Genomic DNA, 14,195 nt, shown 5'->3' with positions numbered 1-14,195 from the left:
AAATTTAAAATTTGCCTGAGGGTTACGCAATGGGAAAATAGAAAAAGGGATGGAATCGATATTCCATCCCTTTTCCAATAATTTTAGCCCTGTAATTTTTCAGGCTCCATTACGTCATCAACCAAACCATATTCTTTGGCTTCTTCCGCTGTCATGAAGAAGTCGCGATCGGTATCCGTTTCAATCTTATCGAGCGTTTGGCCCGTGCGCTCTGCAAGGATCTTGTTGAGTTTTTCGCGTGTTCTCAATATATGCTTGGCCGCTATTTCAATTTCTGTAGCCTGACCTTGCGCACCACCAAGTGGCTGGTGAATCATCACTTCAGCGTTCGGCAGGGCGAAGCGTTTGCCTTTTGCCCCTGCTGCAAGCAGGAATGACCCCATTGAAGCGGCCATGCCAAGGCAGATGGTCTGTACATCAGGTTTGATGTGCTGGATTGTATCATAGATTGCCATGCCTGCAGTCACGCTGCCACCAGGAGAGTTGATATAGAGGAAAATATCTTTATCTGGATCTTGGGCCTGCAGGAAAAGCAGTTGGCTGACGACGGAGTTCGCCACGTTGTCATCGATGCCCGTACCAATCATGATGATCCTGTCTTTGAGCAACCTGGAATAGATGTCGTAGGCGCGTTCTCCGCGGTTCGTCTGTTCAATAACTGTAGGAATTAAATTCATTGTGTTACCTCCTGATATTATAGTACTCTTAATTGGCTAATTCATTTATACCACATTAGTCAAATAAGGTCAAAAGAAAACGTTTATGGTATAAAGATTAATTTAGGCCTTTAATTTATTCAAGTTTATTGCTATACTGAATAAGGCTTTATGAAGAATGATATTAATTTTATCATACCCCCGTGGTGTAATGGATAACACGTAAGATTCCGGTTCTTGAGATGGGAGTTCGATCCTCTCCGGGGGTGTAAATAGAGGTGGCCGTGTGAGTGGCGAACTTGAGATCATAGAAGCTCCAGAAAAAGTCCTTAGCGAAAATTTTGTGCGCGATGTTTTTTATATCGTCATTAATTGTGGCAAGATGCTGTTGGAAAGTGGAGCGGAAACTTACCGTATAGAGGATACGATGTTGCGCATCGCATCCAGTTATGGTATAGAGAATGCTCAAGTGTTCGCGACCCCCACGGTCATTATTTTTTCCTTGAATGATTATGCATTGACCCAGACGCTGCGTATTGAAGAAAGGGCAAACAACTTGGAGAAGGTTGTGGCAGTGAATGAACTTTCGAGGCGCATTTCCGTCGGTATGCCCCTCGATCAGGCTTTGCGGCGTATGGAGGCCATTCACGACAGCAGGTTCTTCCCGTTCTGGCTGACCATATTATCGGGCGGCATCATAGGGATGATGTTCTTGCTGCTGTTCGACGGTGTGGCGGCTGATCTGCCTGCCGCCTTCGTCGGGGGCGCAGGGGGAGTCTTTGTAATGGAAGGTATCCTCCGCTACACTAAAGTTAAATTCTTTACAGAATTTTTTGCCGCCTTATATATCGCGCTGACGGCTATATTTTTTGTCGATACGGGTTTTGGCACTATGCTTGATACCATCATTATCGCCAGTGTAATGCCGCTTGTTCCCGGTGTCCTCATTACAAATGCAATACGTGAGATGATCCGGGGGCATTTGATGGCCGGCATCATGAAAGGCACTGAAGCAGCACTGACTGCCATTGCGATCGGTGCTGGTGTGGGACTTGTATTTTTGATGATCTAGGAGGCTGCTGATGATTTATGTCTATCAATTCATCCTTAGCTTTTTCGCTTCTGCAGGATTCTGCGTACTTTTCAATGCGCCACGGGCGGCCATCATCAGATGTGGGCTGACCGGCGCAGTCGGTTGGATGGTGTTCTATATATTGAGGGAAGGGGGCGCCGACCTTGTTCTTGCCTCTTATATCGGCGCTCTCGTTCTATCGGCAGCGGCACTCTTGAATTCGAGAAGTCAGAAGATGCCTGTCATTCTGTACATTACATGTGGAATCATCCCACTTGTCCCAGGAGGCATGGCGTACGATTCAATGCGGCAGATTGTGCTGCAGGAGTATATGACGGCCCTCGAATATGGATTTGAAGCTGCGCTTATTTCCTTGGCGATCGCAACCGGCATCATCAGTACAGAAATGGCGGATCAGGTTCTGCAGACCATAAGGAAGAAATTGAAGAAAGAGGTATGAGTATGCTCGAATTGGTATATTATACGAGGAATAGATGTCCGCTTTGTGATGAAGGGATGGAGCAGATCAAGCTTGCCTTGTCTGAATTGAGATATAGCGATGTCAAGATGACGGCGATAGATATCGATGAAGACGATGCCCTGCAGGAGGCGTATATGATGCGCGTCCCGGTCTTGTGCCATAAAAGTCAGGTGATTCAAGAAGGCATCATTGATTTTGTCTATGTCTATGATTACCTTAAGGAGTATCTGGGTACAATAAAATAGCTGAAGCCGAATAATTGCATTCTTGAATATTTATGATATATTTAGAATGTAATTATTTTTGTCCCATGTGGGACGCAATACGTCTCATGATGGTGAGGTATCGAAACTCATGTGGCAAAAACTTTTAGACATCCAAAAGCGTATCGCACCGGAAGTAGTGTCGGAATTGCAGAAGCGTTCAACCATCCTGAAACAAATCAGGACCTACCAACCGATAGGTCGACGGCCACTTGCCAGGCAACTTAATATGACCGAGAGGGTTTTACGTAAGGAAGTCGATGCATTACATGATTTGGATCTGATCGATATCGATAAAAAAGGAATATCGATTTCCCAAACGGGTATTGAAGTATTGGATGAACTTTCACCGTTCATGACAACACTTGATCGGCGTTCCGGACTGGCCCTTAAGCTTCAGCGGCAATATAATCTGCAAGGTTGCCATATCATCCGGGGGGATGCTGATGAAGATCCCGAGCTCCAGCAGGAGCTATCCCAGCTCATGGCCGAAGAATTCCAGAAAATGATCTTCGACAATGCCATTATTTCCGTGGCAGGTGGTTCGACGATGGCCAATGTGAGCCAATATCTGAAACCAGCGGAGGAGAATCTCCTGTTCGTTTCGGCCCGGGGTGGGCTCGGTGAAGAAGTGGGCAACCAGGCGAACTCGATTGCGAGTCGTCTTGCAAAAGCGACGGGCGGTGAGCACCGGGTCCTCTATGCACCTGATAGTGTAGGAGATTCGGTATATGAATCTTTGAAGGATGAGCCATCCATTAAAGAAATTACTGAACTCAACCGCCGTTCTGACTATGTCATGCACGGCATCGGCGAAGCATTCATGATGGCGCGTCGCAGAAATGTGGAAGCTGCCGCCCTCTCCCAACTGGAAGCCGATTGCGCAGTTGGCGAAACCTTCGGCTACTATTTCAATGCTGAAGGGGATATCGTGCGTAAGGTCAAAACCATCGGTATCCAGTTGGAAGATCTCGCATCAAAAAAAGCAATATTTGCAGTGGCAGGTGGAAGCAGCAAGAAGGAAGCAGTCCGTGCGTATATGAAGATGGCTCCGAAGAATACTATTCTGTTCATCGATGAAGCCATCGGGGAATTTTTGTTGAAGAATGATTGATTAATTCAATATATATAAACTCAAGGAGGCCATAAATTATGGTTAAAGTAGCAATCAACGGTTTTGGACGTATAGGTAGACTCGCAGCCAGGGAAATCCTCAATTATGAAGATATCGAATTGGTGGCAGTCAATGATCTTACAGATGACGAGTTTCTTGCACACCTCATAAAATACGATACGAGCCAAGGACGTTTCGAAGGTGATGTTGAAGCGATCGACGGTGGATTGAAGATTAACGGCAACGAAGTGAAATCCTTCAACACCAAAGATCCTGCGGAACTCCCATGGGGAGACTTGGATATCGATATCGTTCTCGAATGTACGGGTCTCTTCACAAATGAAGAAGACGCAAGGAAGCATATCGAAGCAGGTGCCAAAAAAGTATTGATTTCAGCTCCAGGTAAAGGCGATATGAAAACAATCGTCTACGGTGTCAACGAAGATGTGCTTGATGGGTCAGAGGAAGTAGTATCAGCTGCATCCTGCACGACGAACTGTCTTGCGCCTGTCGTTAAAGTACTCAATGATGAGTTTGGACTTGAACGCGGCCTCATGACGACGATACATGCCTATACAGCTGATCAGAACACACTGGACGGTCCACATGCTAAAGGTGACTTCCGCCGCGGACGTGCAGCAGCTGAAAACGTGGTACCGAATTCTACAGGTGCAGCTAAAGCCATTGGTCTCGTATTGCCTGAACTCGATGGTAAACTTGATGGCGGTGCCCAGCGTGTACCGGTTAAGGCAGGTTCCCTTACAGAAGTTACAGCAGTACTCGGCAAAAATGTTTCAGTTGAAGAAGTGAACCAGGCGATGAAGGATGCGGTGAGCCCATCATTCGGCTATATTGAAGATGAAATCGTTTCTTCCGATATCATCGGCATCAAAGAAGGTTCCCTGTTCGATGCAACGCAGACACGTGTTGTAGATGTGGATGGAAAACAGCTTGTACGTGCCGTTTCATGGTATGACAATGAAATGTCCTATACTGCCCAACTGGTCAGAACACTTCATCACATGGCAACCAATAAGAAGTAAATCATAGATGAACGGGCGGACTTTCCGCCCGTTTTTATTTTATTCGTACAGTGGTATGGGTATAATGGGAATGAGCAGAAAAGTATAGGAGGCGCAGCCATGAAGAAAACTGTAGAAGATGTACAATTGAAAGGGCGCAAGGTATTGTTGCGCGCTGATCTGAACGTTCCGATGTCAGAGGGCGAAATCACCAATGACAATCGTATCGTCCAGGCGTTGCCTACAATTAGGCATATCATTGAAGCTGGAGGGAAAGTGATACTTTTCTCCCACCTGGGAAAAGTGAAGACAGAAGCGGATAAGGCAGATAAGACGCTTAAACCAGTCGCTGATAAGTTATCGGAACTGCTTGGGCAGGATGTCAATTTCATCCCCCACACAAGAGGTGAAATGCTTGAAGGTGCCATCGATGATTTGAAAGAGGGCGAAGTCCTGATGTTTGAAAACACACGTTTCGAAGATGTCGACGGCAAAAAGGAGAGCGGCAACGATGAATCCTTGGGTAAATACTGGGCTTCTCTTGGTGATATCTTCGTAAACGATGCCTTCGGTACAGCCCATAGAAGCCATGCTTCAAACGTGGGCATCGGATCCAATATCGAAACAGTTTCAGGATTCCTCATGCAGAAGGAAATTGAATTCATCGGAGGTGCCATCGATTCGCCGGAGCGTCCATTCGTGGCCATTTTAGGCGGCGCCAAAGTGTCGGATAAAATCGGCGTAATCAAAAATGTGCTCGAAAAAGCTGACAAAGTAATCATAGGCGGCGGCATGGCGTATACCTTCCTAAAAGCGCAAGGCAAAGAAATAGGCAACTCGCTCCTTGAAGAAGATAAAGTGCAGCTGGCAAAGGAACTTCTTGAGAAATCAGAAGATAAAATTGTTCTGCCAAAGGATGTAGTCGTCGCAGAAGAGTTTGCCGCAGATGCCAAACATAAAACCGTAGGTGTCGATGAAATACCATCCGACATGGAGGGCCTTGATATCGGTGAGGATACAATCGCTGCCTTTAAAGAAGTGCTGCAAGGCGCGAAGACAGTCGTATGGAATGGACCGATGGGTGTGTTTGAAATGGAGAACTTTGCACACGGCACGATTGGTGTATGCAAGGCGATTGCTGAACTTGAAGATGCGAAGACAATCATCGGTGGAGGCGATTCCGCAGCTGCAGCAATGGATCTTGGCTATGCTGAGGATTTTTCCCACATCTCAACAGGTGGCGGCGCCTCACTCGAGTATCTGGAGGGCAAGGAATTGCCAGGCTTGTCTGTAATTGACGAGAAGTAATGTTTAGAGCCTTATACAAAAACAAGGAGGAATATTATGAGAACCCCATTTATTGCAGGAAACTGGAAAATGAATAAAACCATTTCAGAAGGTGAGGCATTTATAGATGCACTCGGCGAACTGCCAAACAAAACTGAAGTGGAGAGTGCAATCTGCGCTCCATTCATCCATCTGCCGTCGCTCGTGGAAAAGGCAAAAGGTATGGCGCTCGGCATAGGTGCTGAAAATAGCCATTATGAAGATGAGGGTGCCTTCACCGGAGAAGTTTCCCCATTGATGCTCCAAGACCTTGGAGTCGATTATGTGATCATCGGACACTCGGAGCGCCGTGAACACTTCAATGAAACTGATGAAGCAATCAACAAAAAAGCGCATGCGCTCCATTCAAAAGACATCGTGCCGATCATCTGCTGTGGTGAGACGGATGACGAACGCGAGGCTGGCAAGGCAGAAGATAAAGTGAAACAACAAGTTTCCAAAGCGTTTGAGGGTCTAAGCAAGGAACAGGCTAAAACCTCTGTTATCGCCTACGAACCTATCTGGGCGATCGGCACAGGGAAATCCGCGACAAGCGATGATGCAAATGAGATGTGCGGTGTCATCCGCCAGACGATGGCATCACTTTATGATGAAGAAACTGCAGAAGCAATCCGTATCCAGTACGGTGGCTCAGTCAAACCAGAAAATATAAAAGAGTACATGGCGCAGGAGCATATTGACGGCGCTCTTGTAGGCGGCGCGTCACTCAAACCTGAATCTTTTGTGCAGCTATTGGAAGGTGCCAAAAATGACTAGACCAGTTGCTCTCATCATACTTGATGGCTTTGCCAACAGGGACGAAACGAAAGGTAATGCTGTTAAAGCAGCCCATAAGCCGAACTATGACCGCTTTTTCAAGAAATACCCAAATAATGCACTCAGCGCCTGCGGTCTCGACGTTGGTCTGCCTGAAGGGCAGATGGGCAACTCTGAAGTCGGTCATCTGAACATTGGCGCGGGGCGCGTAGTCTATCAAAGCCTTACAAGAATCAATAAATCCATTGAAGATGGGGATTTTTATGAGAATGAGGTACTGCTGGATACGATGGACCACGTAAACACCAACGACAGTACCCTTCATGTCATGGGTCTGCTCAGTGATGGCGGCGTACACTCCCATTATGAACACCTCTTCGCAATACTGGAGATCGCTAAGAAACAAGGCCTTAAACAAGTTTATGTACATGCATTTCTGGATGGACGGGATGTTGTGCAAGATTCAGCACTCGAATATGTACGGGAATCGGAGAAGCGTTTCAAAGAGATCGGCATCGGGGAATTTGCGACTGTCAGCGGCAGGTATTATGCCATGGATCGGGATAAGCGATGGGATCGTGAAGAAATGGCGTACAATGCCATCACATACGGAAAAGCCCCCCGCTTTGCTTCAGCTGAAGAAGGGATCCAGGCAAGCTATGATAGGGGCGAATATGATGAATTCGTCAAACCATTCATCATATCCGATACAGAAGAAAGCTATGATAAAGGAGTGGTCGACGGAGATGCGATCGTCTTCTATAACTTCCGTCCGGATCGTGCAGCCCAGTTGTCTGAAATATATACAGATGAGGAATTCATGGGCTTTGATATTGAAAAGCGAATCAAAGATTTGAAATTCGTCACTTTCACCAAATACAGTGACCAAGTGGATGCAGATGTAGTCTTTGAAAAAGAAGACATAATCAACACAATAGGCGAAGTGGTTTCCAAAGCAGGCAAGAAGCAGCTGAGGATTGCAGAAACAGAAAAATATCCGCATGTAACGTACTTCATGAGCGGTGGGCAGCATGATGAGTTTGAGGGAGAACGTAGAGCCCTTTTAGATTCTCCTAAAGTGGCAACTTATGACCTACAGCCTGAAATGAGCGCGTATGAAGTGAAGGAACGTTGTCTTGAAGAACTCGAAAAAGAAGACCTTGATCTCATCCTCATGAACTTTGCAAACCCTGACATGGTAGGTCATAGCGGTAAAATGGAGCCGACGGTCAAAGCAATAGAAGCAGTGGATGAATGTCTTGGGCCTATTGTAGATGAAATCATCGCGCAGGGCGGTACAGCCATCATAACCGCCGATCACGGCAACTCGGACGAAGTCATCACTTTGGACGGTGAACCGATGACTGCCCATACTACAAACCCGGTTCCTGTCATCGTAACGAAAGAAGATGTTACGGTTGGAAGTGGACGACTGGCTGACTTGGCGCCGACCCTACTTGAATTGATGGGATTGGAACAGCCGGAAGAAATGACGGGCAAAAGCCTTTTGGAGTAGATTGTGCTGATAAGATTGAAAATGATAAAAATAGAAATCAATTAAAAAGGAGATATCGTTATGCCATTAATTATAGATGTGTACGCACGTGAAATGCTTGATTCAAGAGGAAATCCGACAGTTGAGGTCGAAGTATTGACAGACAGCGGTGCCTTCGGCCGTGCGCTTGTACCTTCCGGTGCTTCAACGGGAGAGCATGAAGCAGTTGAGTTGAGGGATGCGGATGATGCGCGCTTCCTTGGCAAAGGTGTCGAAAAAGCAGTTGAAAATGTTAATGAAATTATTGGGCCTGAGCTTGTAGAGGGTGATTTCAGTGTCCTTGAACAAGTGTCGATCGACAGAATGATGATTGCCCTTGATGGCACTACCAATAAAGGTAAATTGGGTGCAAACGCTATTCTGGGCGTTTCTATGGCCGTAGCAAAAGCAGCTGCCGACTTCATGGGGCAGCCACTCTACAAATATCTAGGCGGATTCAGCGCAGTCCAACTCCCAGTGCCGATGATGAATATCATCAACGGAGGCGAGCACGCAGATAATAACGTGGATATCCAGGAATTCATGATTATGCCTGTGGGTGCTGAAACATTCAAGGAAGGACTGCGCATGGGCACGGAAATATTCCATAACCTGAAAAAAGTACTCAGTGAAAAAGGCTATAATACTGGTGTAGGAGACGAAGGGGGCTTTGCACCGAACCTCGGTTCCAATGAAGAGGCTTTGTCGACAATCATTGAAGCGGTTGAAAAAGCAGGTTATAAGCCAGGTGAAGAAATCCGTTTGGCGATGGACGCAGCTTCGAGTGAATTCTATGACGCCTCAACAGGCAAGTATGAACTAAAAGGAGAAGGCAAATCCTATACTTCTGAAGACATGGTCAATTGGTATGCTGAAATGATTGAAAAATATCCAATAATATCCATCGAAGATGGGCTGGATGAGAATGATTGGGAAGGTACCAGACTCCTTACTGAAAAGCTTGGTTCTAAAGTACAATTGGTCGGAGATGATCTTTTCGTCACCAATACTGAGAAGCTGGCACGCGCAATTGAAGAAGGCGTCGGAAACTCCATCCTCATCAAAGTCAACCAGATCGGTACTTTGACTGAAACATTCGAAGCAATCGAAATGGCGAAGCGTGCAGGCTACACTGCAGTCATCTCCCACCGTTCCGGAGAAACGGAAGATACGACGATTGCAGATATTGCGGTAGCTGTTAATGCAGGACAGATTAAAACCGGCGCGCCATCACGTACAGACCGTGTCGCCAAATACAATCAGCTGCTCAGAATTGAAGATGAGCTGTTTGAAACGGCAAAATATGAAGGGCTTGCATCCTTCTATAATCTGGATCTAAAATAATCCACGAGCCTCCCTTGACCTAAGGGAGGCTTTTTAGTCGGGACAGCATTTGCAATCCCCCCTTTAATCTGATAAAATGCTTGTGTTACTAATATTCGGAGGGATTACCACATGCAAACACTGCTCGTCATATTGTTGATTGTCGTTTGTATATCTTTAATTGCAGTGGTATTGCTACAGTCAGGGAAAAGCGCCGGCCTCTCAGGTGCAATCGGTGGCGGTGCTGAGCAATTATTCGGTAAACAAAAAGCGCGGGGCATGGATCTTGTACTGCATAGGACAACAGTCATACTTTCGTTACTGTTCTTCCTGATCATGCTACTGCTGACATATCTAAATTAGAAATAATGGCCTCCTATTGTTGATAGGAGGTTTCTTTTTATTTTTCTATGTTCTTAAATTGTCGTACAATGAAATTAATGTGCAGAAAGTAGGGTATAAATAATGAAGATACAATTACCAGAACCATTCTTTTTTGAGGAAGGCGAGAAGGCAGTCCTGTTGCTGCATGGGTTCACAGGCAACTCATCAGATGTCAGGCAACTTGGACGCTATCTCCAAAAACACGGCATAACTTCCTATGCGCCGCATTACGAAGGGCATGCAGAGCCTCCTGAAAATCTTTTGGAATCAAGTCCACATATCTGGTGGAAGCAAGTGACTGAAGCCTACGATTTCCTGGTCTCTAAAGGCTACGATAAGATTTTTGTGGCAGGCCTATCTCTTGGTGGCGTCTATGCCCTGAAATTGGCCACTGTTCGGGATGTAGTAGGGGTCGCCACCATATGCAGTCCGATGTACCTCAAAGATCGTGAGACAATGTATGAGGGCGTTTTGGAATATGCACGGGGATTCAAGAAAATGGAAGGCAAGACACATGAAGAAATAGAAAATGAAATGGAGGCGTTCCGCCCGACCGGCATGCTGGACGAGGTGCGGGATGTGATTCAAGCGGTCCGTGACCATCTCCCGGATGTATATGCACCGTTGTTTGTGGCTCAGTCGGAACAGGATGAGATGATCAATCCAGACTCGGCAAACATCATCTTTAATGAAACTTCGACTGAAAGTGATGAAAAGAAACTGGAATGGTATCCAGAATCAGGGCATGTATTGACGATCGATAAAGAAAAGCAGCAATTGTTTGAGGATATGCATGCCTTCATGGATCAGCTGGATTGGAATGAGTAATAGGGGGATAAGTAATGGGTAACTATCGAGAACGCATTTTAAATGTTATTGAAGCTGACGATTATCGTCCGATGACGATGGAGGAGTTCAAACAGGAACTTTCAGCTCATGATTCAGACGACTTCAAGGAAATGGTGAAAGCCGTTGTGGCCCTTGAAGAAGAAGGTGAGATTCACAGGACGAAAAAAGACAAATATATCAAGATGAGTGAAACAGACATGCTCAAGGGCAAGCTCTCCATGCACAAACGCGGGTTTGGTTTCCTGCGTCCCGAAGAAGGCGATATGGAGGATATTTTCATTCCACCCACTTCAATCAATGGTGCCCTTGATGGAGATACAGTGCTGGTGGAAGTGCAGAAACATTCAAAAGGGGATAACCAGGAAGGTCAGGTCACCACTATCCTGACCCGGGGTACAACACGAGTCGTCGGCGAGTATCATGCAAGCAAGAACTTCGGTTTCGTCGAACCGGATTCACAAAAGATGATAGACGACGTCTTCATCCCGAAAAATCATAACCTGGGTGCCATAGACGGCCATAAGGTTCTTGTTGAGCTGACTAAATACCGGGAGGGCGATGACAAGCCAGAGGGGCATGTCATCCAGATATTGGGACATAAGAATGATCCAGGGGTCGATATACTCTCCATTATCTATCAGCATGGCATCGAGATCGAGTTTCCTGAAGAAGTGATGAAGGAGGCAGAAGCGACACCGGATACCATCAGTCAGGATGAACTGGACGGCCGGCGTGACTTGCGTGATGAATTTACGATCACCATAGACGGGGCAGACGCGAAGGACCTGGATGATGCAATCGCCGTCAAAAAACTGGATAACGGTAACCACGAACTGACAGTCAGCATTGCTGACGTCAGCTATTATGTCGATGAGGCATCCCAGATGGGCAAAGAGGCCTATGAACGCGGCACAAGTGTCTATCTGGTAGACCGGGTCATACCGATGATTCCACATCGTCTGTCTAATGGCATCTGTTCCCTGAATCCTGGTGCAGACCGCCTGACAATGAGCTGCAGGATGGAAATCGATGGCAACGGTAAAGTGGTTGACCATGACATCTTCCAAAGCGTCATCCATTCCGATAGGCGCATGACGTACGATGCAGTTAACCGGATGCTTGATGATGAAGACCAGGCGGTCATCTCAGAATTTCCGGATGTCTATCCTATGCTCAAGAAAGCTCGCGAGCTCGCCATGATATTGCGCAAGCGACGTGAAAAACGCGGCGCCATCGATTTTGATTTCAATGAAGCAAAGGTGCTCGTCGCAGAAGATGGCACGCCATCCGACGTCGTCCTCCGCACACGTTCAGTGGGCGAGCGCATGATTGAAGAATTCATGCTTGTCGCCAATGAAACTGTAGCTGAACATTTCCATTGGATGGAAGTGCCTTTCCTCTATAGGGTACACGAAGACCCGAAAGAGGAGAAGTTGCGTCAGTTCTTCGAATTCATCACGAATTTCGGTATTGTAGTCAAAGGGAAAGGCAATGAAATCCATCCGCGTGCCATGCAGGAGATAGTTGAGGAAGTCGCAGGGCGTCCTGAAGAGATGGTGATCAGTACACTGATGCTCCGCTCGATGCAGCAGGCTCGCTATGCAGAAGATAACTTGGGCCACTTCGGTCTGGCGGCTGATTTCTACACCCACTTCACATCACCGATCAGACGCTATCCCGACCTTGTTGTGCACCGGCTGATCCGTAAATATCTGATTGAAGGCAAGACGGATCAGAAGACACAAAGGCAGATGGAGGCAGAACTCCCTGATATCGCTGAACATACTTCGAACAGGGAAAGACGGGCACAGGAAGCAGAGCGGGATACGGACGACCTTAAAAAGGCAGAGTATATGGTACAGCATGTCGGGGAAACTTTCGAAGGTGTCATTTCGGGCGTCATGAATTTTGGCATGTTCGTTGAACTGCCGAATACAATCGAAGGGCTTGTCCATGTCTCCCATATGACGGATGACCACTATCAATTCCATGAACGCCATATGGCGCTTATCGGTGACCGTGCCGGCACAGTATACCGCATCGGGGATCCCGTTGAGGTGGAAGTGCTGGATGTCAACCTTCATGAGCGTCTCATTGATTTCAAGATAGTTGGAATGCCAGCTCGCCAACCGCGCGAGAGAAGAGGCAGACCGGTTGAGATCAAGGCGAAATCCGAATCCGGCAACCGTCAACGAAACGGGAAAAAAGGTAAGGATGGCAAGAAGCACTTTGATAAGGGCAGGACCAATAAAAAACCATTCTATAAAGGCGCAAAAAACAGTAAGAGGAAGAAGAAATAGCCATGAATAAAACATATGATAAACCATTAGCCCAAAATAGGAAGGCCAGCCATGACTATCATATCGAAGATACGATAGAAGCGGGTATAGAGCTCAAGGGTACAGAGATCAAATCCATCCGACGCGGTTCAGCGAACTTGAAGGATGCCTATGCGCGTGTATACAAGGGGGAGATGTATGTCTATAATATGCACATCGCCCCCTACGAAGAAGGGAACCGCCATAATCATGACCCGCTCCGCTCGCGCAAGCTGCTGCTCAAACGAAAGGAGATAGATAAGCTTGCCGGGCAAATACAGGAAACAGGCTACTCTTTGATTCCACTGAAATTATATATCAAGAATGGTTTCTGTAAAGTCCTGCTTGGAGTGGGACGAGGCAAGAAGAAGTACGATAAGAGGGAAGACCTTAAACGTAAACAGATGAAGCGGGATGTAGATCGTGCCTTGAAGGACCGTATGAAGTGATATCCTTGAAAAAACGTATGGATTCTGATATTATATAGTATACGTCTGATGAAGGCGAACTGTTAAAATCCGGGGACGTTCCGGATTCGACAGGGGCTGTTTGAGCAACTTAAGCGTGTCGGAGGTTTCGGCTCCGTCATCAACGATACACAGTTTATAATAACTGGCAAACAAGACAACTTCGCAGTAGCTGCCTAAGAGCACACTGCATCATCCCATGACGTTTCCTGTGCGTCTTGATTGGATGATTCAACCTTAACAGGATACGCATCTGGTTCTTCCGCCTGGAGAACCCGGTGAAGAGATCAATCAGGCTAGCATGGATCTGTGGTCCGTCCATTACCAACAGCCATGCGAAATTAAGAAATGGACTACACACGTAGAAAGAGTTGTGCCAAGGTCCCTGGACGCGGGTTCGACTCCCGCCGTCTCCATATCTGGAAATACACTGAAGCAATGCTTCTGCCTATAACGAGGTAGAAGCATTTTTTAATCAATCAAATATATTTCTTCTTAAATGATGGATATCATAGTCGGAAACTGCTGTTTTACGCCTGCAAAAAATTACATTGCGCAAATAGTGGGGAATGTTTGGAATAATCTGATGAAAACTGGTAAATTATAATA

General features: G+C 46.5%; 14 protein-coding genes, 1 tRNA gene and 1 other RNA gene. 15 read left to right on the top strand and 1 reads right to left on the bottom strand.

The features are described 5' to 3' along the window. Window positions 1–83: 83 nt before the first annotated feature. Window positions 84–677 (bottom strand): ATP-dependent Clp endopeptidase proteolytic subunit ClpP, encoded by a 594-nt coding sequence (gene clpP, locus ACFFLE_RS04700; protein ID WP_380569985.1) that lies wholly within the window; start codon window positions 675–677, stop codon window positions 84–86. A gap of 176 nt (window positions 678–853) precedes the next feature. On the opposite strand from clpP, the gene ACFFLE_RS04695 reads away from it, so the two are divergent. From ACFFLE_RS04695 to ssrA, 15 genes are all read left to right on the top strand, one after another. Beyond that, window positions 854–925 (top strand) — tRNA-Arg (locus tag ACFFLE_RS04695). A 17-nt stretch (window positions 926–942) separates the two neighbouring features. Then, complete coding sequence (locus ACFFLE_RS04690; protein WP_380569984.1) at window positions 943–1,728, top strand: threonine/serine exporter family protein; 786 nt, start codon at window positions 943–945, stop codon at window positions 1,726–1,728. 10 nt (window positions 1,729–1,738) lie between these two features. Continuing rightward, window positions 1,739–2,188, top strand: coding sequence for a threonine/serine exporter family protein (locus tag ACFFLE_RS04685; RefSeq protein WP_380569983.1), 450 nt, complete (start codon window positions 1,739–1,741; stop codon window positions 2,186–2,188). Window positions 2,189–2,190: 2 nt separating this feature from the next. Then, on the top strand, window positions 2,191–2,454 hold the full coding sequence (locus tag ACFFLE_RS04680) for a glutaredoxin family protein (protein ID WP_380569982.1): 264 nt from the start codon (window positions 2,191–2,193) through the stop codon (window positions 2,452–2,454). A 109-nt stretch (window positions 2,455–2,563) separates the two neighbouring features. Further along, window positions 2,564–3,586: a sugar-binding transcriptional regulator gene (locus ACFFLE_RS04675; RefSeq protein ID WP_380569981.1), complete on the top strand. Its 1,023-nt coding sequence runs from the start codon at window positions 2,564–2,566 to the stop codon at window positions 3,584–3,586. A gap of 35 nt (window positions 3,587–3,621) precedes the next feature. After that, window positions 3,622–4,629, top strand: a complete 1,008-nt coding sequence (gene gap, locus ACFFLE_RS04670) for a type I glyceraldehyde-3-phosphate dehydrogenase (protein ID WP_380570022.1) — start codon at window positions 3,622–3,624, stop codon at window positions 4,627–4,629. Between the two features lie 99 nt (window positions 4,630–4,728). After that, the gene (locus tag ACFFLE_RS04665; RefSeq protein ID WP_380569980.1) at window positions 4,729–5,916 is read left to right on the top strand and encodes a phosphoglycerate kinase; all 1,188 of its coding nucleotides are present in this window, start codon (window positions 4,729–4,731) and stop codon (window positions 5,914–5,916) included. 36 nt (window positions 5,917–5,952) lie between these two features. Beyond that, entirely contained in the window at window positions 5,953–6,711 is a 759-nt protein-coding gene (gene tpiA, locus ACFFLE_RS04660; RefSeq protein WP_380569979.1) for a triose-phosphate isomerase, read from the top strand. Next, complete coding sequence (gene gpmI, locus ACFFLE_RS04655) at window positions 6,704–8,227, top strand: 2,3-bisphosphoglycerate-independent phosphoglycerate mutase (RefSeq protein ID WP_380569978.1); 1,524 nt, start codon at window positions 6,704–6,706, stop codon at window positions 8,225–8,227. Before tpiA ends, gpmI begins: the two co-directional genes overlap by 8 nt. 60 nt (window positions 8,228–8,287) lie before the next feature. Then, a complete protein-coding gene (eno, locus tag ACFFLE_RS04650; protein ID WP_380569977.1) occupies window positions 8,288–9,589 on the top strand; it encodes a phosphopyruvate hydratase in 1,302 nt (433 codons plus the stop codon). 111 nt (window positions 9,590–9,700) lie between these two features. Then, window positions 9,701–9,931, top strand: a complete 231-nt coding sequence (secG, locus tag ACFFLE_RS04645) for a preprotein translocase subunit SecG (RefSeq protein WP_344704457.1) — start codon at window positions 9,701–9,703, stop codon at window positions 9,929–9,931. 102 nt (window positions 9,932–10,033) lie between these two features. Further along, the gene (locus ACFFLE_RS04640) at window positions 10,034–10,780 is read left to right on the top strand and encodes an alpha/beta hydrolase (RefSeq protein ID WP_380569976.1); all 747 of its coding nucleotides are present in this window, start codon (window positions 10,034–10,036) and stop codon (window positions 10,778–10,780) included. 14 nt (window positions 10,781–10,794) lie between these two features. After that, window positions 10,795–13,101: a ribonuclease R gene (gene rnr, locus ACFFLE_RS04635; protein WP_380569975.1), complete on the top strand. Its 2,307-nt coding sequence runs from the start codon at window positions 10,795–10,797 to the stop codon at window positions 13,099–13,101. A 2-nt stretch (window positions 13,102–13,103) separates the two neighbouring features. Next, window positions 13,104–13,568 (top strand): SsrA-binding protein SmpB, encoded by a 465-nt coding sequence (gene smpB / locus ACFFLE_RS04630; protein WP_380569974.1) that lies wholly within the window; start codon window positions 13,104–13,106, stop codon window positions 13,566–13,568. A 71-nt stretch (window positions 13,569–13,639) separates the two neighbouring features. Continuing rightward, window positions 13,640–14,005: a transfer-messenger RNA gene (ssrA, locus tag ACFFLE_RS04625) on the top strand. Window positions 14,006–14,195: the final 190 nt, after the last annotated feature.

The organism is Salinicoccus siamensis, assembly GCF_042429615.1.
Lineage (GTDB): Bacteria > Bacillota > Bacilli > Staphylococcales > Salinicoccaceae > Salinicoccus > Salinicoccus siamensis.
The sequence above is the reverse complement of the archived record's forward strand: the minus strand, read 5'-3'. Positions and strand labels throughout refer to the sequence as shown.

What these genes read in the sequence shown, in the direction of transcription:
- tpiA (WP_380569979.1), top strand. Translation starts at nt 5,953, where the DNA reads ATGAGAACCCCATTTATTGCAGGAAACTGGAAAATGAATAAAACCATT.
- rnr (WP_380569975.1), top strand. Translation starts at nt 10,795, where the DNA reads ATGGGTAACTATCGAGAACGCATTTTAAATGTTATTGAAGCTGACGAT.
- eno (WP_380569977.1), top strand. Translation starts at nt 8,288, where the DNA reads ATGCCATTAATTATAGATGTGTACGCACGTGAAATGCTTGATTCAAGA.
- ACFFLE_RS04665 (WP_380569980.1), top strand. Translation starts at nt 4,729, where the DNA reads ATGAAGAAAACTGTAGAAGATGTACAATTGAAAGGGCGCAAGGTATTG.
- clpP (WP_380569985.1), bottom strand. Translation starts at nt 677, where the DNA reads ATGAATTTAATTCCTACAGTTATTGAACAGACGAACCGCGGAGAACGC.
- ACFFLE_RS04685 (WP_380569983.1), top strand. Translation starts at nt 1,739, where the DNA reads ATGATTTATGTCTATCAATTCATCCTTAGCTTTTTCGCTTCTGCAGGA.
- ACFFLE_RS04680 (WP_380569982.1), top strand. Translation starts at nt 2,191, where the DNA reads ATGCTCGAATTGGTATATTATACGAGGAATAGATGTCCGCTTTGTGAT.
- secG (WP_344704457.1), top strand. Translation starts at nt 9,701, where the DNA reads ATGCAAACACTGCTCGTCATATTGTTGATTGTCGTTTGTATATCTTTA.
- ACFFLE_RS04675 (WP_380569981.1), top strand. Translation starts at nt 2,564, where the DNA reads ATGTGGCAAAAACTTTTAGACATCCAAAAGCGTATCGCACCGGAAGTA.
- gpmI (WP_380569978.1), top strand. Translation starts at nt 6,704, where the DNA reads ATGACTAGACCAGTTGCTCTCATCATACTTGATGGCTTTGCCAACAGG.
- ACFFLE_RS04640 (WP_380569976.1), top strand. Translation starts at nt 10,034, where the DNA reads ATGAAGATACAATTACCAGAACCATTCTTTTTTGAGGAAGGCGAGAAG.
- smpB (WP_380569974.1), top strand. Translation starts at nt 13,104, where the DNA reads ATGAATAAAACATATGATAAACCATTAGCCCAAAATAGGAAGGCCAGC.